Origin of the sequence: Cereibacter johrii (assembly GCF_001720585.1) — a bacterium.
GTDB lineage: Bacteria > Pseudomonadota > Alphaproteobacteria > Rhodobacterales > Rhodobacteraceae > Cereibacter_A > Cereibacter_A johrii.
Genome location: NZ_MABH01000024.1, coordinates 1 through 18,383 on the forward strand (window position 1 = coordinate 1; position 18,383 = coordinate 18,383).

At 68.0% G+C, this 18,383-nt stretch carries 24 protein-coding genes and 1 tRNA gene; 17 read left to right on the forward strand and 8 right to left on the reverse strand.

Translation table 11 applies throughout. The features are described from left to right. The coding region (locus tag A9O63_RS00915) for a GntR family transcriptional regulator (protein ID WP_141703016.1) at positions 1-268 on the reverse strand (268 nt) is incomplete at its 3' end. A 334-nt stretch (positions 269-602) separates the two neighbouring features. On the opposite strand from A9O63_RS00915, the gene A9O63_RS00925 reads away from it, so the two are divergent. Together A9O63_RS00925 and pdxY are read left to right on the forward strand one after the other, a co-directional pair. Next, positions 603-1,283, forward strand: coding sequence for an MOSC domain-containing protein (locus tag A9O63_RS00925; protein ID WP_069330231.1), 681 nt, complete (start codon positions 603-605; stop codon positions 1,281-1,283). Then, entirely contained in the window at positions 1,280-2,128 is an 849-nt protein-coding gene (pdxY, locus tag A9O63_RS00930; protein WP_069330232.1) for a pyridoxal kinase, read from the forward strand. Before A9O63_RS00925 ends, pdxY begins: the two co-directional genes overlap by 4 nt. A 425-nt stretch (positions 2,129-2,553) precedes the next feature. Here pdxY and A9O63_RS22510 read toward each other — a convergent pair whose 3' ends face one another. Continuing rightward, the gene (locus A9O63_RS22510) at positions 2,554-2,751 is read right to left on the reverse strand and encodes a hypothetical protein (RefSeq protein ID WP_141703017.1); all 198 of its coding nucleotides are present in this window, start codon (positions 2,749-2,751) and stop codon (positions 2,554-2,556) included. A 209-nt stretch (positions 2,752-2,960) separates the two neighbouring features. Between A9O63_RS22510 and A9O63_RS00935 the strand changes: the two genes are divergently transcribed. From A9O63_RS00935 to A9O63_RS00945, 3 genes are all read left to right on the forward strand, one after another. Beyond that, positions 2,961-3,338, forward strand: coding sequence for a nuclear transport factor 2 family protein (locus A9O63_RS00935; protein ID WP_069330233.1), 378 nt, complete (start codon positions 2,961-2,963; stop codon positions 3,336-3,338). Then, entirely contained in the window at positions 3,335-3,778 is a 444-nt protein-coding gene (locus A9O63_RS21680) for a cupin domain-containing protein (RefSeq protein ID WP_084295495.1), read from the forward strand. The genes A9O63_RS00935 and A9O63_RS21680 overlap by 4 nt, the downstream gene beginning before the upstream one ends. A gap of 63 nt (positions 3,779-3,841) precedes the next feature. Beyond that, the gene (locus A9O63_RS00945; protein WP_069330235.1) at positions 3,842-4,717 is read left to right on the forward strand and encodes a PhzF family phenazine biosynthesis protein; all 876 of its coding nucleotides are present in this window, start codon (positions 3,842-3,844) and stop codon (positions 4,715-4,717) included. Here A9O63_RS00945 and A9O63_RS00950 read toward each other — a convergent pair whose 3' ends face one another. Next, on the reverse strand, positions 4,718-5,263 hold the full coding sequence (locus tag A9O63_RS00950) for an AAA family ATPase (protein ID WP_069330236.1): 546 nt from the start codon (positions 5,261-5,263) through the stop codon (positions 4,718-4,720). It abuts the gene before it with no gap. Between the two features lie 27 nt (positions 5,264-5,290). Then, positions 5,291-6,268: an alpha/beta hydrolase family protein gene (locus tag A9O63_RS00955; RefSeq protein WP_069330237.1), complete on the reverse strand. Its 978-nt coding sequence runs from the start codon at positions 6,266-6,268 to the stop codon at positions 5,291-5,293. Between the two features lie 140 nt (positions 6,269-6,408). Here A9O63_RS00955 and A9O63_RS00960 point away from each other — a divergent pair, with 140 nt between their 5' ends. From A9O63_RS00960 to A9O63_RS00970, 3 genes are read left to right on the forward strand one after another with little or no spacing between them, the layout of a single operon-like run. Then, positions 6,409-6,927: a cupin domain-containing protein gene (locus A9O63_RS00960; protein ID WP_069330238.1), complete on the forward strand. Its 519-nt coding sequence runs from the start codon at positions 6,409-6,411 to the stop codon at positions 6,925-6,927. Next, positions 6,924-7,523: a 2-hydroxychromene-2-carboxylate isomerase gene (locus A9O63_RS00965; RefSeq protein ID WP_069330239.1), complete on the forward strand. Its 600-nt coding sequence runs from the start codon at positions 6,924-6,926 to the stop codon at positions 7,521-7,523. The genes A9O63_RS00960 and A9O63_RS00965 overlap by 4 nt, the downstream gene beginning before the upstream one ends. Continuing rightward, on the forward strand, positions 7,517-7,990 hold the full coding sequence (locus tag A9O63_RS00970) for a GNAT family N-acetyltransferase (protein ID WP_069330240.1): 474 nt from the start codon (positions 7,517-7,519) through the stop codon (positions 7,988-7,990). The genes A9O63_RS00965 and A9O63_RS00970 overlap by 7 nt, the downstream gene beginning before the upstream one ends. On the opposite strand, the gene A9O63_RS00975 is transcribed toward A9O63_RS00970, so the two are convergent. The 3 genes from A9O63_RS00975 to A9O63_RS00985 form a co-directional block, all read right to left on the reverse strand. Then, the gene (locus tag A9O63_RS00975) at positions 7,982-8,449 is read right to left on the reverse strand and encodes a GNAT family N-acetyltransferase (protein ID WP_141703018.1); all 468 of its coding nucleotides are present in this window, start codon (positions 8,447-8,449) and stop codon (positions 7,982-7,984) included. The two genes, A9O63_RS00970 and A9O63_RS00975, sit on opposite strands and share 9 nt — an antisense overlap. Next, on the reverse strand, positions 8,450-9,391 hold the full coding sequence (locus tag A9O63_RS00980; RefSeq protein ID WP_069330242.1) for a LysR substrate-binding domain-containing protein: 942 nt from the start codon (positions 9,389-9,391) through the stop codon (positions 8,450-8,452). 304 nt (positions 9,392-9,695) lie between these two features. Beyond that, positions 9,696-9,779 (reverse strand) — tRNA-Leu (locus A9O63_RS00985). A 193-nt stretch (positions 9,780-9,972) separates the two neighbouring features. Between A9O63_RS00985 and A9O63_RS00990 the strand changes: the two genes are divergently transcribed. From A9O63_RS00990 to A9O63_RS01000, 3 genes are read left to right on the forward strand one after another with little or no spacing between them, the layout of a single operon-like run. Continuing rightward, complete coding sequence (locus A9O63_RS00990) at positions 9,973-10,671, forward strand: CoA transferase subunit A (protein ID WP_069330243.1); 699 nt, start codon at positions 9,973-9,975, stop codon at positions 10,669-10,671. Between the two features lie 14 nt (positions 10,672-10,685). Continuing rightward, positions 10,686-11,315 carry a 3-oxoacid CoA-transferase subunit B gene (locus tag A9O63_RS00995; RefSeq protein WP_069330244.1) on the forward strand — a complete coding sequence of 210 codons (630 nt, stop codon included), beginning with the start codon at positions 10,686-10,688 and terminating at the stop codon, positions 11,313-11,315. Further along, positions 11,308-11,598 carry a GNAT family N-acetyltransferase gene (locus tag A9O63_RS01000; RefSeq protein WP_069330245.1) on the forward strand — a complete coding sequence of 97 codons (291 nt, stop codon included), beginning with the start codon at positions 11,308-11,310 and terminating at the stop codon, positions 11,596-11,598. Before A9O63_RS00995 ends, A9O63_RS01000 begins: the two co-directional genes overlap by 8 nt. A 60-nt stretch (positions 11,599-11,658) precedes the next feature. On the opposite strand, the gene A9O63_RS01005 is transcribed toward A9O63_RS01000, so the two are convergent. Further along, a complete protein-coding gene (locus A9O63_RS01005) occupies positions 11,659-12,534 on the reverse strand; it encodes a lytic transglycosylase domain-containing protein (protein ID WP_069330246.1) in 876 nt (291 codons plus the stop codon). A 347-nt stretch (positions 12,535-12,881) separates the two neighbouring features. Between A9O63_RS01005 and A9O63_RS01010 the strand changes: the two genes are divergently transcribed. The 6 genes from A9O63_RS01010 (at position 12,882) to A9O63_RS01035 (ending at position 18,290) form a co-directional block, all read left to right on the forward strand. After that, on the forward strand, positions 12,882-13,091 hold the full coding sequence (locus tag A9O63_RS01010) for a Flp family type IVb pilin (RefSeq protein ID WP_069330247.1): 210 nt from the start codon (positions 12,882-12,884) through the stop codon (positions 13,089-13,091). 194 nt (positions 13,092-13,285) lie between these two features. Beyond that, the gene (locus A9O63_RS01015; RefSeq protein WP_069330248.1) at positions 13,286-13,489 is read left to right on the forward strand and encodes a hypothetical protein; all 204 of its coding nucleotides are present in this window, start codon (positions 13,286-13,288) and stop codon (positions 13,487-13,489) included. Positions 13,490-13,558: 69 nt separating this feature from the next. Continuing rightward, positions 13,559-14,383 (forward strand): Flp pilus assembly protein CpaB, encoded by an 825-nt coding sequence (gene cpaB, locus A9O63_RS01020; RefSeq protein ID WP_069330249.1) that lies wholly within the window; start codon positions 13,559-13,561, stop codon positions 14,381-14,383. Positions 14,384-14,639: 256 nt separating this feature from the next. Continuing rightward, on the forward strand, positions 14,640-16,025 hold the full coding sequence (locus A9O63_RS01025; protein WP_069330250.1) for a type II and III secretion system protein family protein: 1,386 nt from the start codon (positions 14,640-14,642) through the stop codon (positions 16,023-16,025). A gap of 4 nt (positions 16,026-16,029) precedes the next feature. After that, positions 16,030-16,671 carry an OmpA family protein gene (locus A9O63_RS01030; protein ID WP_069330251.1) on the forward strand — a complete coding sequence of 214 codons (642 nt, stop codon included), beginning with the start codon at positions 16,030-16,032 and terminating at the stop codon, positions 16,669-16,671. 347 nt (positions 16,672-17,018) lie between these two features. Continuing rightward, on the forward strand, positions 17,019-18,290 hold the full coding sequence (locus A9O63_RS01035) for an AAA family ATPase (protein ID WP_069330252.1): 1,272 nt from the start codon (positions 17,019-17,021) through the stop codon (positions 18,288-18,290). Positions 18,291-18,383: the final 93 nt, after the last annotated feature.

The window sequence follows — 18,383 nt, forward strand, 5'->3', positions numbered from 1 at the left end:
CCAGCATCCCCTGCGGCAGATCCTGCGCCACGAAGGTGCCCCGCGCGGGTTCCGCCTGCAGCCAGCCCTGGGTCAGCAACTCCTGATAGGCGGCATCCACCGTGTTGCGGTGCACCCCCAGCTCGCGCGCCAGCGCCCGCGTGCCGGGCAGCCGCGCTCCGGGCCTCAGCCGCCCGCGGGTGATGTCGAGGGTGATCGCCTCGGCGATGGCGAGGAACAGCGGCCCGCCGTGGCCCGGCTCGATCTCAAGGGCAAGAGGCTCGCGCATGTCCAAACCGGCCTATCTCATTCGTTCATACTGGCACTTCCAGACAGGCCAGTGAATTGCCAAAGAGGCAGGAGATGCAAGAGGCCACCGTAATGACATCAGCCCCGATCCTGCGCCATCTGGCCGTTGAGGATCCCCGACCCTTCGCCCCGGTTCTGACGAGTGCCGGCGACCCGCCCCACGGGATCGAGCCGTTGGACCCGCTGCCCGACCGTGTCGAACCGGATCTCATCGCGCTAACCGAGGCCCTGCGGCGGGAGGCCAGAGCACAGGGCCCGGCGCCGCCGACCTCGGGCCAAGCCGCGTTCGGACATTGGCTGCGGGAGTTCCCCGGATGAGGCCCTTCACCCTTCTGACCGGTCGCGCCGCCCCGCTGCCCGGCAGCGACGTTCCGAGCGGGATCGGCAAGACGCCCGTTACCCGCCCGCTGACGCTCGGCCCCGAGGGCTTCGAGAGCGACGAACAGGCCGACCGGCGGGTGCATGGCGGAGTCGAAAAGGCCGTGCATCACTATCCGCGCGACCACTACGCAACGTGGCGCGCGGAGCTCGGAGACCTTCCGGCGCTGCTCGCTCCCGGCGGGTTCGGCGAGAACATCTCGACCGCCGGGCTCACCGAAGCGGAGGTGGCCGTGGGCGACATCTTCCGGCTGGGCAGCGCGCTGGTCCAGGTCTCGCAGGGGCGCCAGCCCTGCTGGAAACTCAACCACCGCTTCGGCGTGCCCGACATGGCGCGGCGCGTGCAATTGACCGGACGCACCGGATGGTATTACCGCGTCCTCCAGCCCGGCACGGTCGCCCCCGACGACCGGCTGGAGCTGATCGACCGGCCGGCGCCGGACTGGACCCTGCGACGGCTCTGGCACGCTCTCTATGTCGACCGGATGAACCTTGCCGAACTCGAGGGCATGGCCGCGCTCGACGTGCTGGCCGAGGGCTGGCGCAAGTATGCGATCCGGCGGCTCGAAAGCCGCCGGGTCGAGGACTGGAGCAAGAGGCTGGACGGCACCGCATGAAACGCCCCCCTTTCGTCATTTCGATCCAGAGTCAGGTGGTCTTCGGCCATGTGGGCAATTCCGCGGCCCTGTTCCCGATGCAGGCGGCGGGGCTGGAGGTGGCGGCGATCCCCACCGTGGTCTTCTCGAACACGCCCGATTACCCGACCCTGCGGGGCCGCGCCCTGCCGCCCGAGTTCTTCTCGGATCTGCTGCAGGGCGCCCGCGAACGCGGGCTGCCCCAGCGGGCGGACTTCATCCTCACCGGCTATATCGGCTCCCTCGACGTGGCCGAGATGGTGGCGGATTTCGTGGCCGAGGCGAAGGCCGCGAACCCTCGCCTGCGCTATATCTGCGACCCCGTGATGGGCGACACCGGCCCCGGGCTCTATGTCCCCGAGGCCATCGCCGGCGTGATGCGCGACCGGCTGCTGCCGATGGCCGACATCGCCACGCCGAACCCGTTCGAACTGGGCTGGCTCACAGGCCAGCAGATCCGCGCGCTGGCCGATCTTCAGGCCGCCCGCGGGGCGCTGCGCATCGCGGAAGCTGCGCATCTGATCGCCACCGGCTGCGTGCTCGACGACACCGGCCCCGGCCAGCTCGAAACGGTGCTGATGGGCCCCGAGGGGCTCAGCCGCCACCCGACCGAGCGCCTGCCGATTGCCCTGCCCGGCACCGGCGATCTCTTTGCCGGGCTGGTGGTCGCGGGCCTCGGGCGGGGCCTTGCCCTGCCCCGGGCCATCGAGACGGCGCAGGCTCTCACGGCCCGCGCCCTCCGCCACGCCAAGGCGCTCGGCGCGGGCGAAGTGGTGCTGAGCGAGCCGGAGTTCCGCCGTGCACTGCTTGCGCTGGGGATTGGCTGAGGCGGGGAAACGCGGACATCGCCGCCTGATCGGGCCTGCGCCCAGAGTGACCTGCCCCGCCCCTTTCAAGGGGCGAGCGGACTGCCAAATCCGCAATCAGCCCGGCACTCGCCGGATAGAAGCAAATCAGCAGGCGGCGCAACGAGGGTCGGTCCGGTCCGTCTCCAGAAACTGGCCTTGGGCAGAAGCCACTCGTGGTCCGATCTCGGCTACAGTCAGTTGGGGTGTGACTGAGAGCCTATACTCAATGGTTGGGTGCCACGGAGAGTATCTCGAGGCTGTCGGCCGCGTGATCGAGAACGGTCGCACACTGACCATCTGTCAGTTCGATGGATGGGCGCAGATGGATAACGCCGCAAACATGTCGCGACCGGGATGCAAGCCCTGATCTGCTTGCATGACACCCCGAACCTTCCCGCTTCGCGCTAGAACAGGTCTTCTCGGCGAATGGCCTGAACAGGAGTGAAGATCGGCAGGTTTTGCCGATCCACTCCCAAATCCTTCAATTCCGCGTCGCTCAAGCGGTAAAAGGCCCGGAAGCGGCGCGGAAGCCGGGCCGGGCGTGATGCAAGACCATCGCTGTCGTGCTCTTTCGCTGGATCTGCCATGCATCGCGGGCTCATGGTCGCCTCCGGTGTGATCCCCCAGAGACTGCACCTTGTGCCCGGAGCCATGAATTTCGGATCCCTCAGCGGCTATTGAGAATTCCTCCTTGTGATTGTCGCCGCGAAATCCTCAGCACCTCCGGAAAATTCCTCAGTTGCGAGCAGCCATGCTGCCACATGACAGTCCGCCCGTACCGCCAAAGCGGACGGAGAGGGATACCCGAAGGATGACAAGACTTTCCCGCACCGACCTTGAAACCCATGCCAGGCACTGGATCGCTGCCTGGAACGCGCATGACGTGGAGACGGTTCTCGCTCCCTTCGCCGAAGACAGCGTCTTCATCAGCCCTCTCGCCAAGCAGGTGGTGGGTGACGCTCAGATCGTCGGGAAGGACGCCCTGCGGCAGTATTGGACCGACGCTCTGGCACGCGTGCCCGATCTTCATTTCGAACTGAGCGGAACCGCCGTCGACGAAGAGGCGCAATCCGTGACGGTTTTCTATGTGTCGCGAGCCGGCGGTCGGGTCAGGCATGCCTGCGAACACATGCGGTTTCGCGGAGGCGTCCAGTTTCTGGGCGAAGCCTACTACGGGTCCGAGGAATGACTGGCCCCCTGCGCGCGTCGGCCGCGAACCATTACCCTTGGGGTAACGGCTGTGACGGCTGGAGACTGGTTGATCGCCCCGAACTTTCGCTACGCGAAGAGCGCCTGCCGCCCGGCGGTGCCGAAGCACCACATTATCATCGGATCTCCCGCCAGATCTTCTATGTCCTGGCCGGGGAAATGACACTCAAGGTCCCGGGTCGCACCCTCCTGGCCAAGGTCGGGGAGGCCGTGGAAATCCCCCCGGGTCTGGGACATCTGGTGCAGAACAACGGGCCCGAAGACCTGCACATCCTGCTTGTCTCCGCCCCCGATACGGCCGGCGACCGGTATCCGGTTGAAGACCATGCGGCCGCCCCGACGGATGTCGCGCACCAGCCGATGGACTGGCTCCAAGTGGAATACCGTCAAACCATGAAAGCCGAGGAGAGGCTTTCATGATGCCGAACCTGAGCCGTCCTGCCCTCTACTCAATGGCGCTCGCCGCCGTTTCCGTTACCGACCATGAAGAAACGCATCCTTCAGATCGATGCCTTTTCGGACCGACCCCTGCTCGGCAATCCGGCGGCGGTGGTCTTCGACGCCGACGATTTGCCCACCGGGATCATGCAACGCGTCGCGCGTGAGATGAACCTTTCCGAGACCGTCTTCCTGCTTCGCCCGACCGGCGATGCAGACTATCGCGCCCGCATTTTTACCCCGGTGCGCGAATTGCCCTTCGCCGGTCATCCGACCATAGCCGCCGCCCATGCGTTTTGCGGCGAGCAAGGCAGAACGCCCCGAAACCTGACGCAGGAATGCGGCATCGGACTGGTTCCGATCCGGATCGAGGGCGGCCTTTACACGATGACGCAGGCGACGCCGCAATTCCGCGATGTGCCGGTCCCCAAGGCCGACCTTGCCGAGGCGATCTGCCTTCCGCTCGACAGGCTCACGGACAGCCCGCATCAGATCGTCTCGACGGGGGTTCCATGGCTGTTGCTTGAGCTGCACGACCTCCGGGCACTGGCCGACCTTCGCCCCGACCCGGGCCGGATCGAGCGGATCTGCCATGGGATCGGGGCGACGGGGCTCACGGTCTTTGCAGACAGCGGGACCGGGGCCACGCCGCGCCTGCGTCTCCGCACCTTCGCTCCGGGTGAGGGCGTGGCCGAGGACCCTGTCTGTGGGTCCGGCAATGGTGCCCTCGCCGCGTGGATCGCCACGCATCGCGACCCGGTGTCCCGAGGTGGTTACCTGGCGGAGCAAGGGGTCGAGATGGGCCGGCGCGGGCTGGTTCACGCGGGCTGGGAAACGACAGCCGAAGGGCTGCGGATCACCATCGGCGGGGCCGCCTGCATCGTCCTGCGGGGCGAGCTGGATCTGGGTGACGCGTCCTGATCAGACGGAACGACCCAGAACCTCCAGAACGAAATCCACCCGCGCCTCGACCGTGGTCAAGGGCAGCGGCAAGAGATCGTATCCCGCCATGGCATAGGCCTGCTCCATGGCCTCTGCCGTGGCAACGGCCTCGTGGAAATCCTGCCCGCGCTGCGCGTCCTGGCCGAAGATCTCGGGCCAGGGCGGCGCGAGGAACACCGTCGGGCGATATCGGAAAAGTTCGGCCGCGGCGCGGACATGCGCCGGCGCCTTCCCCTCGTAGAGCTGGAGATAGCCGACCACATCGGGAATGCCGCGGTCGAAGATCACCGGACCGCCGGCCCGCTGCGCCTCGTGCCACGAGCGCATCTCCCAGCCGAGCATGAGCTCTGCGAAAAGCTGCCGGTCCTGACCGTGCCACCCCGTCCCGCCGATCCGGGTCTGATCCTGAATGATCGCCCGCCCGGCTTCGGGCATCGTTGCAAGGCCACGCCGTGCCAGCGCGGACAGAAGCGTCGTCTTGCCCGATCCGGGGCCGCCGGTCACAACGAAAAGTCGGTCGTTCATGGGGATCCTGCTGAAAGAAGCCTGCGGTCAGCCCGCCGGAAAGACGATCCGCCCCGGCGCCTCCTCGGGCAGGCGACCGGAGAGCAGCCATGCGGCGGCAAGCGGCCAGAGCGTCTGTGCGAAACGGGCGTGGAAGAAGGCGAAATGCCCGATCCCGGGCACAGCGATCTCCGAAGGCGCGATCCGCAGATGGGTCCGATCCGCCCCGGAATAGTAGCCGAGCAATCGCTGCCCCGCAGCTTCGGTGCAGAACGGGTCATCTGTCAACCCGATGGCCAGAAGCCGCGCCCGGGTCGCGCCATGACGCGCGGCCAGGTCTGCCGGCTCCAGGGCGGAGCGGACACTCGTCTCGAACCGCGGCCCCATCCGGCTCCAGTCGCGCACCACGCCGCGCGGCACATCCTCGAGCCATCCAAGCCGAGCGCCGGGGAAATAGCCGAAGAGCCGCGTGACGGCGGGCACAAAGAGATGCCATCTGAGCAGCATGGCGCGCCGCCTGCGGGGGTCGTAATCGCGCCAGTAGGCGAATTGCGCGCCCACGGTGACGATCCGTTCAAGCCGCGCCGCGCTGCGCGCGAGGCCCAGGGCGAAGCCGCCGATCGAATGGCCCACGGCGCAGAGCGACCGATCCGGCCAGCGCCTGCCGGCATGGGCGAGCACCGCCTCCGCATCGAGGACACCCCAGTCGACCCACCCCGCCCGCAGATCCTTCACCGGCACGGAGCGGGACTCTCCGATCCCCCGATAGTCGAAGGTCAGGACCGTCGCCCCCTGCCCGGACAGCCAGGCCGCGAACCGGGCGTAATAACGCGCCTGCACCGCCGTGGCGGCATGGATTACCACGACAGGACCGGCATCGGCGTGCCAGATCCCGCCCCTGATCGGATAGCCGTCTGCGGCCGCCACCTCGATGCGCTCGTCAGGCGCAGCCGAGGCGGGCCGTTGGGGCTTCGGCCGCGGGGGCGCGGCGTCCGGTCTCCAGCGGTAAAGCGGGGATGTCCACATGCGTCTCAGGTCCGGCTTCGGGAGAGCAGCTTCCTGCGAAGGGACCGTCGCTTCAATTGAGCTTTGCACCGGCGCACCTGAAGCCAATTCAATTGCAGGAGCGCACGGATCGGCGCTTTCTTCCCTCAGGAGGACCCCGAATGACCGAAGATCGCATGCCACGCAGCCCCGTCGTCACCCTCGACGATCTGGATCTGTCGCCGCAGACCCAAGGCACCCGCTTTCATGCCGCCATGGCTGCCATCGCCGCCCCTCTCGGCGCGACGCATCTGGGCGCGCGGCTGGTGGAGGTGCCGCCGGGCAAGGCGGCCTGGCCGTTCCATGCCCATCACGCCAATGACGAGCTGTTCGTCATCCTCTCGGGCACCGGGGAGCTGCGGTTCGGCCCCGAGCGGTATCCGATAGCCGCCGGCATGGTGGCGGTCTGCCCCGCGGGCGGGGCCGAGACGGCCCATCAACTGATCGCCACAGGAACCGAACCTCTGCGATATGTCGCGGTCAGCACCATGCGCGAGCCGGATGTGATGACCTATCCCGACAGCGGCAAGCTGACCGTCTTCGCCGGCGCCGCGCCCGGAGGCGACAAGGCAAGACGGCGGGTCGCCGCCTCGTTCCGCACCACGGATGCGGTCGATTACTGGGAGGGCGAGGAGACATGAGCCCCATCGAGTTCTGGTTCGACTTCTCGTCCGGTTACGCCTTCCTTGCGGCGCAGCGGATCGAGGCGGTCGCGGCAGAGCTGGGCCGGAGCGTGCTCTGGCGGCCCTACATGCTGGGCACCGCCTTCAGCGTGACGGGGGCCCGCGGATTGTCCTCGACGCCGCTAAAATGCGACTATGCGCAGCGCGACTGGGCCCGGATCGCGCGGCATCAGGGCCTGACCTTCCGCCCGCCCGCCGACCATCCGCGTGTCGCCCTGGCGGCGACGCGCGCCTTCTACTGGATCGAGGCCCGGCGCCCCGACCTTGCCGCTGCCTTCGCGCAGAGGGTCTTTGCCCTGTATTTCACCGACCGTCTCGACACCGCCTCGCCCGAAGCCGTCTCTCGGCTCGTCCCGGAGTTCGGCCTTGAGCCCGAGGCCCTTCTGGCCGGCATCGCCGAGCCCGCGCTGAAAGAAAAGGTGCGGAAGATCGGCGAGGACGCGGTGGCCCGGGGCATTTTCGGCTCTCCCTTCTTCCTCGTCGATGAAGAGCCTTTCTGGGGCTGGGACCGCATGGAGATGATGGCGGAGTGGGTCAGGACCGGCGGATGGTGAACCTGCCGGCGATCCGGCCCCTCTGCGCCGCAGACGCTCCACGCCTTGCCGATCTGATGACGGCCTATCGGAGGGCCATGGGCGGACCGGCCCAAGCGATGACGCCGGACGAGGCCACCCTTCTGATCGAGCGCGCCATCGCCGAGCCGGATCTGCTGCTTCTCGGGGCGGACTGCGGCGGCGTGCTGGCAGGCTTTGCCCTGGCCTTCGACCTGCCCGAAATCATCTCGGGAGGCCGCGCCGGGCAGCTCGACGACCTCTTCGTCCTGCCCGAGGCCCGCGGAAGCGGCCTTGCCCGCGCCCTGATCGGCCAGTTGACCGAGATCGGCGCGGCGCGCGGCTGGACCCATCTGCGCTGGCTGGTGCCGCAGGATAACGTGACGGCGAAACGGCTGTATCGGTCGATCGCCGACCCCGCGCCCTGGGACAGTTTCCGGATCGAGCTGACCCGACGCCGCTCACTCTAGGTCGATCCGGTACCGTCTGACCGGATCGAGGGTGGCAATCCGGTCATAGAGGCGCTGCGCGACCAGATTCTCGGCGCCGGTTTCCCATTCGATGCGGCGCCAGCCCTGCTCACGCCCCCCCCGAACCAGTCGCTCGACAAGCCGTTCCGCCAACCCGTGACGCCGCGCAAAAGGCGCGATCCAGAGATCCTCGAGGATCGCGACCTCTGCCGAGCTGAAGCTGTGCTGGCGAAGGATCACATGCGCCAGCCCGGCCGCCCGCCCCTGTCGGAGAACCAGCCAGCCGAGAAGCGGCGCAGTTTCATCCATGAGGCGCTGCCAGATGAGGGGCATGTCCGCTCGGGCTCGCTCAGGCGCCGAGAAATGGTCCAGATTCTCTTGCCAGAGGTCTTCCCATGCCGCGCGGTCGTTTTCCTCAAGTCGTCGGATTTCGACCGCAGACGCTTCAATAGGGTTCACTCACTCCGCTCCCGATTCCAGTTGCCTTTGTGCGAGGGCCCTTTCCCCGGCCGAGGCCTCGACCATCCAGCGGCTCAGGTTGCGCACGCGGCGGTCTCGCGCCAGCGCCTCGGGATAGACGAGGAAGTAGCCTCCGCCCGTCGGCGCCCGGTGCGGAAAGAGCTGCGCCAGCCGCCCGGCCCCGACATCGAAAGAGGCGATCTCCACGCCTGCCAGAGCCACCCCTGCCCCGTCCATGGCCGCGCGCAAGGCAAGCCCCGCGGTATCGACCATCATTACGGCTGCAGGCCGGATCGGCCCGCCCGGCAGGGTCGCATTCCACCGCGCGTAATTCTCTTTCCGATGCTGCGAGAGAAACAGGGGCATGCGCGAGATCTGCGCCCGGATGTCCTCGGGGCCGTCCCTGCCCATGGGCGGCGCGCCGAACAGGCTCACGGTTTCGTCGAACAGCAGGTCCGCCCGCAGCCCATCCCAGTGGCCCTGCCCGTGCCGCACCGCCGCGTCGGCCGCTCCGGCCGAAAGATCCACCGTCTCCTGCGTCGTGGAGATCAGCAGATCGAACCCGGTGCGCTCGAACGGGTAGCGCGTCAGCCGCGGCGAGAACCAGTGGGCGGCAAAGGTCGGCAGCATCGACAGGCGCAAGGCGCCCGCGCTCCGATCCTGCCGGAGCCCGCCGACCGCTGCGCTGATCCGGGAAAAGCCCGCGCTCAGATCGGGGGCCAGTCTCGCACCGGCCTCGGTCAGTTCGAGCGCCGGACCGACCCGCCGCATCAGGGTCAGGCCCAGCGCATCCTCGAGCCCGCGCAGCTGATGGCTGACGGCCGAAGGGGTGACGCCAAGCTCCAGCGCCGCCTCCTTGATCGAGAGATGGCGTGCCGCGGCCTCGAAGGCGCGCAGGGCGTTCAGGGGCACAGTCAGCCGAAGGGGGGCTTGTCTATCCATGGATCCTCACGCACCGACTATGGCCGAGAACCGGCCCCACGCGCACGACGCTTTCTCATCTGCGCGGCCCCGCTGCGCAAGTTGCGGAGGGAGTTCTCCTGTTCGGGCATCGGGGGCCTCGGCCCGGCGCCAGCACACGCCGGGGCGCAGCCTCCCGCTTCAGCGCCCGACCGCATCCTCGTGAGGAGCCCGTTCCCGGACTTGCAGGCCGGGGACCGCCCCTGCCCTCCAGTCCCTCTTCCGGATCCGCACCGTGACCCCCTCACGGGTCTCTGTGCCAGAGCCGTCGCGGCGGCTCGGGCGCTGGTGCGGGCAGCCGGGATCGAACCGGCACTCCAGAGGACAGGGTGTTTAAGACCCTTGCGTCTACCACTTCCGCCATGCCCGCCCCGATTGCCGGATAGGACGCGCACCCGGAACCGGCAAGGGAAAAGTGGCGCACCCCGCCTGTCGGCCGATCGGTCGCCGGGGGCCGGACGCCGCCGGAGGGGCCCGATCCGCGGCCTGACGCCGCAGCGCGGCGATTGACAGGCTGCGGAGGCTCGGCCACAAATTCCCCCGAGGAATTTCGGGAGGTCTCCATGAAGAAGGTCTATGACAGCGCGGCCGCCGCGCTGGACGGGCTGCTGTTCGACGGGATGCTGATCGCGGCCGGTGGCTTCGGTCTCTGCGGCATCCCCGAGCTGCTGATCCAGGCAATCCGCGAGGCGGGCACCAGGGACCTCACCGTCGCCTCGAACAATGCGGGCGTCGACGGCTTCGGTCTGGGCGTCCTTCTCGAGTCGCGGCAGGGCCGCAAGATGATCTCCTCCTATGTGGGCGAGAATGCCGAATTCATGCGGCAGTATCTCTCGGGCGAACTCGAGCTCGAGTTCAATCCCCAGGGAACCCTGGCCGAGCGGATGCGGGCGGGCGGCGCGGGCATCCCGGGCTTCTATACCAAGACGGGCGTGGGCACCGTGATCGCCGAGGGCAAGGAGCATAAGGAGTTCGACGGCGAGACCTACATCCTCGAGCGCGGGATCGTGGCCGATCTCTCGATCGTCAAGGCCTGGAAGGCCGACCCCTCGGGCAACCTCGTCTTCCGCAAGACCGCGCGCAACTTCAACCCGCCGGCCGCCACCTGCGGGCGGGTCTGCGTGGCCGAGGTCGAGGAGATCGTGCCGCTGGGCAGCCTCGAGCCGGACTCGATCCACCTGCCGGGGATCTATGTGCATCGCCTGATCCAAGGGCAGCACGAGAAACGCATCGAACAGCGCACCGTCCGCAAGCGCGCCTGAGGGGGAGAGAGAACATGGCCTGGGATCGCAACCAGATGGCGGCACGTGCCGCGCAGGAGCTTCAGGACGGCTGGTATGTCAACCTCGGGATCGGCATCCCGACGCTGGTGGCCAACTACATCCCCGACGGGATCGAGGTGACGCTGCAATCCGAGAACGGCATGCTCGGCATGGGCCCCTTCCCCTTCGAGGGCGAGGAGGATGCCGACCTCATCAACGCGGGCAAGCAGACCATCACCGAACTGCCCAAGACCGCCTATTTCGACAGTGCCCAGAGCTTCGCCATGATCCGCGGCGGCAAGATCGCTATGGCGATCCTCGGCGCGATGGAAGTGGCCGAGAACGGCGATCTGGCGAACTGGATGATCCCGGGCAAGCTCGTGAAGGGCATGGGCGGGGCGATGGATCTCGTGGCGGGCGTCGGGCGCGTGGTGGTGGTGATGGACCACACCTCGAAGCACGGCGAGTCGAAGGTGCTGAAACACTGCACCCTGCCGCTGACGGGTCAGGGCGTGGTCAACCGGATCGTGACCAACCTCGGGGTGCTGGATGTCGTTCCAGGCGGGCTCCGGATCGTGGAATGCGCCGAGGGCGTGACCGAGGCCGAGCTGCGGGCCGCGACCGAGGCCACCATCGTTGACTGAGTTCGTCATCGAGCGCGAGAGCGGCCCCGCCAGGGGCCGCTATGTGATCCGCCGGGGCGGCGAGGAGGCGGAACTCACCTGGTCCGTCCTCTCGCCCACACGGATCATCGCCGATCACACCGGCGTTCCCGACAGCTTCCGCGGAACCGGCGCCGGGCGGGCGCTGGTCGAGCGGCTGGTAGCCGATGCCCGCGTCGAGGGCTTCACGGTCGTGCCGCTCTGCCCCTTCGTCAATGCGCAGCGCCAGCGCCACCCGGAATGGGCGGACGTCTTCGCCGTCTGAGGCGCTCTTGCCGGGGCGCCTCCGCGACCGGCGGTGCGGCCTGCGCTTCCGCTTTGAGGCTCAGAGCCCGGCGGAGAGGATGCGGAAGACGCACGGATCCGAGACCAGCTCGGGCGGCGTGAGGCAGAGCCCCTGCGCGACCTGCCAGGCGGCGAGCACCTTCGGCACATAATCCCGGGTTTCGGCATAGGGCGGCCCCCCGCCGTTCGCCTTCACCGCCCCCTCGCCCGCATTGTAGGCGGCGAGCACCATCAGCGGATCTCCTCCGAACTCGCCCATCAGCCAGTCGAGATAGGCCACGCCGCCGCGGATGTTCTGGGCGGGGTCGAGCACGTCCGTCACGCCGAACCGCTGCGCGGTGGCGGGAATGAGCTGCATCAGCCCCCGCGCGCCGGCCGTGCTCACCGCATCGACCCGGCCTCCGCTCTCGATGCCGATGACGGCGAGCACCAGCGCCGGTGAGACGCGGGTGCCGAGCGTGGCCTTCAGGATCTCGAGCCCGTGGCGTTCGGCGATCTGCTGCAGGTGCTGCATCCGCGGCGCGCGGACCGTGGCCCCATTCGGCCCCTGCGAAAGGCTCGCGAGCGCCAGCGGGAAGCGCCCCTGCACGGCGGCGAGCGCCACCGGCACCCTCTCCCAGAACCATCCGTAAGAGGTGCCCTGCGGCGCAGGCCCCGGCTCAAGCCAGGGCGCGGCGGGCAGAACGGGCGCGGCAGAGGGCGGAGCGTCGGGCTTTCTCGGCTCGACCTTCGGCAGCGCCGCGAGCCAGCGCGCCTGTTCGGCCGGATCGATCTGGACGGTGATGCGCTTGCCCGCGCCGCCCCCCGGCGGCTTCACCCGGCGGAAGGTGAAGTCCCCGCCGGGGCCGAGTTCGGCCACGGCGATCCCCGGCGCGCATGCCAGGGCGAGGATCAGCACGCCTGTCCAGGTCCGCATCGGAAAGCTGCCCGCTTGCCCTTGTTTTCCGGCAAGACTAGGCGAAGCCCGCCGGTCGAGCGACAGATCGCGGCCGGGCCGCGGGAGATTTGCCGGAAATAGGACCCATTTCCCACAGTTCCGGGCCGGCGCGCCGGACGCGGCACCCCCTTCTTTCGTGCGGAAGGCGATACGGAAGGGCGGCCCCCCTCTCCGTTCTTTCCCCAAAAAACCCACCCGGCACCAAAGTGCCGCCACATTCGAAGGGCTTAGTCGGCCCATGCCGAAGCGGACATCCGACCGGACAATCCGGAAAAGACCATCCCGCCCCTCCGGCGATAGGGTTCATTCAAGCAAGGGCTGCTGCCATGAAACTGCTGAACATCTTCAAGACCTTCCGCAACGACGAAGACGGCGCCGTCACCGTCGACTGGGTCGTGCTCACCGCCGCCATCGTGGGCCTCGGCATTGCCGTGGTGACGACCGTGGCGGGCGGCCTGCGCGACGCGGCAACTACTCTCACCTCGGATCTCGGCACCACGATGACGACTGCTGCCACCGCTACGGACGAAGAGTAATAAGCCCTTCCGCACTCCAGGCGAAGGAAAGCGCGCACCTTCCTGACAGTGACGTATCGTGTCTTGGCCTGCGCTGAGCAGTCCGCGCGTGATACTCACGTCAGTCGACGAGTCCGTAAGTGCGCGGCGGCTTTACGCACGCCGCGCATGGCCGCTGGGCCCATCGGGACACCATAGTGTGGAAGGCTTGGCACATGCTCGGATGGGCATTCTATCTGCTGAATCCATTCGTCAAAGCGGAGGACGGCGCGGTCACGGTCGACTGGATCGTGCTGACCGCCGCCATCATCGGCTTGTGCCTCCTGGTGACGATCCCGGTTTACACCTCCTCATCCGGGGTCGCTCAGGCCCTTGCCGCCCGGCTGGTCGCAACCGTGACCAGTCTATCGGGCGATTAAGCTCGTTATCGCGCGCCCATTGGCTTTTGCAGTTCCCGCCTCCAACAATCTCGACTCCGGAACAAGCTCATGCGTCTCGTCTTCGCCTTCGTCCTCCTGATCGGCATCGCCCTTGCGGGCTTCGCCGTCTATATGGCGCAGGGCTATATCAGCCAGACGCAGATGGCGCTCGAGAAGGAGCGCGCCGCGCGCAAGAAGCTCGGCCCCATGGTCGAAATCTTCGTGACGAACAAGCCGCTCAACTACGGTGCTCCCCTCACCCGCGCGGATGTCCGCACCGTCATGTGGCCCGCGAACACCCTGCCCGAGACGATCTTCCAGAAGGAAAGCGACCTCTTCCCCGACCCGGCGAAGCCGCGCTACGTCCTGCGCCAGATGGAGAAGTTCGAGCCGGTACTGGGCGTCAAGGTGACCGAGCCCGGCATCGAGGCCGGCATCCGGCTGGCGAGCGGAATGCGGGCCTTCGCGATCAAGGTCGACGTGGCCTCGGGCGTCTCCGGCTTCCTGCAGCCCGGCGACCGGGTCGATGTCTACTGGACGGGCTCCGCCAGCGGCGGCGAAACGACGCGGCTGATCGAGAAGACCATTCCTATCCTCGCGGTCGATCAGACCGCCAATGCCGATCTGGCCACCTCGGCCATCATCGCGCGCACCGTCACCGTGGAAGTGTCGCCGCAGCAGGTGGCGCGGCTCGCGCAGGCGCAGGCGACCGGCCGGCTCTCGCTGTCCCTTGTGGGACGCGACGACACGACCGAGGCCACGGCCACCCCCGTCGATACCCGGAACCTGATCGGCGAGCCCGACAAGGTCGTGGAAGTCGAGGAAAAGCCGGCCTGCACCGTGCGCACCCGGCGCGGGGCCGAAATCATGGAAAGCATCCCCTGCACCAACTGACGGGCGTCGCCGTGAGAAGCCGGGGGCGGTCCTCTGCCGCAGCCATCGCGGCCGGGTGCATCCCACGGCAAGCCGCTCCCGCGCGCCGGGCAGCGGCTTTGCGCGCCGGGACCGCGGGCCTGCGGTGTTGCCGGTTGTCAACATTCACTCCGGCCTGCAAGCCCATGAACATTGCGTCGATTTCGGGGATACGGCATCCTCGCTCCAGAGCGGGCGGTCAAGACCTGCGCTGAGGCGGACATGAGAGGCAGGGCAGATGAGCACGAAGGACTTATTCCGGGCCGGGCTGGCGGTCCTCGCGCTCGCGGCGGGCACGGTGCTCACCCCCGCGGCGGCGCAGACCCTGCGCGTCATGGAGGGCTCGGCCTCGGGCGCGCTGAATGTGCCGATGAACCGCGCCGTGGTGGTGGAAAGTGACCGGCCCTTCGCCGAGCTGTCCATCGCCAATCCCGGCATCGCCGACATCTCCACCCTGTCCGAGACCTCGATCTACGTCCTCGGCAAGGCGCCCGGCCGCACCACGCTCACGCTTCTCGGGGCCGACGGGCGGCTGATCTCGAACGTGGATGTGCATGTCACGCCCGACGTGGCCGAGTTCAAGGAGCGGCTGCGCCAGATCCTGCCCGGCGAGAATATCGAAGTCCGCACCGCCAACGACGGGATCGTGCTGTCCGGCACCGTCACAAGCACGGAAAAGCTCGACCGCGCGCTCGATCTCGCCAACCGCTATGCGCCCGACCGCGTGTCCAACCTGATGAGTGTCGGCGGCACGCAGCAGGTCATGCTGAAGGTCCGCTTCGCCGAGATGCAGCGCTCGGTTGCCAAGAGCCTCGGCTCGTCGATCTACGCCCGCAACGGATCGGGCTCGGTGATCGGCGGCACGGGGACGCTGCTGCAGAACGGCATTCCGCCTTCGGGAGATCCGATCAGCACCTCAGGCAATGGATTGCTGAGCCTCGGCTTCTCGGTCGGCGCGCTCGAGTTTCAGGTGCTGCTCGAGGCGCTCGAATCGAAGGGCGTGGTGCGGACGCTGGCCGAGCCGAACCTCACCGCCCTCTCGGGACAGGAGGCGAAGTTTCTCGCCGGTGGCGAATATCCGATCCCGGTGGCCAGCGGCGACGAGAAGATCTCGATCGAATACAAGCCCTTCGGCGTCGAGCTGAACTTCACCCCGGTCGTGGTGGACGGCAACCAGATCAATCTGATGATCAATGCGGCCGTCTCCTCGATCGACAATGCCGTGACGCTGGAAAGCTCGGGCTTCACCATCAACGCCTTCAAGCGGCGCGAGACCTCGACGACCGTCGAGATGCGCGACGGCGAGAGCTTCGCCATCGCCGGCCTCCTGCAGGATGATTTCCGCAACCTCAACGGCCAGGTGCCGTGGCTGGGCGACATCCCGATCCTCGGCGCCCTCTTCCGCAGCGCCGAATACCAGCGCTCGCAGAGCGAGCTCGTCATCATCGTCACGCCGCATCTCGTCACCCCCACCCGGGGCGAGGCGCTGGCGCTGCCCACGGACCGGGTGAAACTGCCGTCCGAGAAGGACCTCTTCCTGTTCGGCCGCGTCACCGGCCGGGGAGCGGCGGCCGAGGTCGCCCGGCAGGATTTCAGCGGCTCCTACGGCTATGTGATGGAGTGACCCGATGCGGAAGCCCTGTGCCCCTCTCCTCGCCCTGCCGCTGGCGCTGGCGCTGGCAGCCTGCGGCGACCAGCCGGTCTCGACCGAGATCAACGACGGCACCTTCGGCAATGCCACGATGAACAACTCGCTGCTGCAGATGGGGGCGGTGAGCGCGACGCAGGCGCTGGGGCAGCGGTTCGCCTCCGAGGTCGAGCCGACCATCACCTTCCCCTTCGACAGTGCCGTCCTGACGCCGGAGGCACAGGCCACGCTGAGCCAGCAGGCGGACTGGATCCGGCAGTTCCCCGAGGTGCGCTTCCGGGTCTATGGCCACACCGACCTCGTGGGCTCCGAGCGCTACAACAAGGGGCTGGGGCTGCGCCGGGCGAAGGCGGTGGTGGCCTATCTGGCCTCGCAGGGCATCAGCCCCGCGCGCCTCGAGGCGCTTGTTTCCTATGGGGAAACAAGGCCGGTGATTCCCGTCGTCGCGCCCGAAGAGCGCACCCGCCGCACCGTCACCGAAGTGTCGGGCTTCGTCACGGGCCGCGGGGCACCGTTGAACGGCAAATATGCCGCGGTGGTCTTCCGCGAATATGTCGCGGGCGCCAGACGGGAGCATCCGAGGAACCGGGTGATCGCGACGCAGGTTGCCCCGGACGGCTGATGCTTTCCCCAGCGCGATCCAGGGCTTGCCCCGGCAACGGCGGTCCGCGCAGGTCTTGCGGCCGACCTGTCGGAAAGGCCCGGGCATCCGGCGTGCCCGGCAAGGGGCGCGCAGGACGGCGGGCGGCAGGGCCGCAGCCGCGCCTGCAAATCAAACAATAACGTTTTTTTAGCCCAAATCCTGCCACCATTGCGCAGCACCTTGTGCGCAATGGAAACAGTCGGTCTGGCCGGACGCGGCTGGTTTGGCGACTGCCGCAGCTTTGGGCGTTCAGGGCCCGGCGGGGGCCGGGGCCGGCGTTCGATCAGGGCCCCTTGCGGCCCCGCCAGGGGGAAGGACTTGTTGGGATGAACAGCGTGGCCACGCTTCAACCGGAACCCGCACCGATCGTGGCCTGCACGATCTCGAGGGACGTTCAGAACTTCGAGATCCTCATCAACGACATGGAGAGCGAACTCGGCGAGAGCTGGGGCGATCTCTCCTTCGAGGATGCCGGGCTGTTCCTCCGCCAGCCCGAGGCGCGCACGCTGGAATTCGTGGCGCTTGCGGTCGACGGCGAGGACGAGGGCGATCTGGCGCGGCTCACCGACATCATCCGCACCGCCAAGGAAAAGGCGATCAAGGTCATCCTCATCGCGAACCAGGTGAGCCCGATCGCGCTGCACCAGCTTCTGCGGCTCGGGGCCGACGATTTCGTGCCCTATCCCCTGCCCGAGGGCGCGCTGCACGAAGCGATCGACCGCATCCGCAAGGCGCCTCCGCCGCCCGCCGAGGCCGACCGGGCGCCGCCCGCCTCTCCCGGACTGCCCCATGCGCCGGCCTTCAAGGCCCGGGGCGACCGCGATGCGATCGTGCTGCCCGTGCACGGGATGGCGGGCGGGGTCGGCGCCTCGACCTTCGCCTGCAACCTCGCCTGGGAACTGGCCACCGTCGAAAGGACCGAGGGGCCGCGCGTCTGCCTGATCGACCTCGACCTCCAGTTCGGCGCGGTCTCGACCTACCTCGACCTGCCGCGCCGCGAGTCCGTGTTCGACATCCTGTCGGACACCGAAGCGGCCGACAGCGACGGGTTCCTGCAAGCCATGCTCACCTTCAACGACCGGCTGCATGTCTTCACCGCTCCGCCCGACATGCTCCCGCTCGACATCGTGACGGCCGAGGACATCGGACGGCTGCTCGACATGGCGCAGGCCAACTTCGACTTCGTGGTGGTGGACATGCCGACGACCGTGGTCTCCTGGACGGAGGCGGTCCTGACCCGGTCGCATGCCTACTTCGCGATGATGGAGCTCGACCTCCGCTCGGCGCAGAACGTGCTCCGGCTCGTGCGGGCGCTGAAGGCGGAAAGCCTGCCGCACGACAAGCTGCGGTTCGTCCTGAACCGCGCGCCGCGCTTCACGGATCTCTCGGCCAAGGGCCGGGTCAGGCGCATGGCCGAAAGCCTCGACATCGAGTTCGAGCTTCAGCTGCCCGATGGCGGCGTGGCCGTCACGCAGGCCAACGACCACGGCCTGCCCCTGTCGGAATCTGCCGCCAAGAACCCGCTGCGGCGCGAGCTGCAGAAGCTCGCCAAGTCGCTCTACGACCACAGCCGCGCGGTGGAAGCCGCCAAGACCTGATGTTGCGGAAGGTGCCCTGAATGTTCTCGCGTTATCGCAAGTCCCCCGACGGGCCGAAGCCCGCGCCCTCGGCGGCGGTGGGGGCGGCGACGC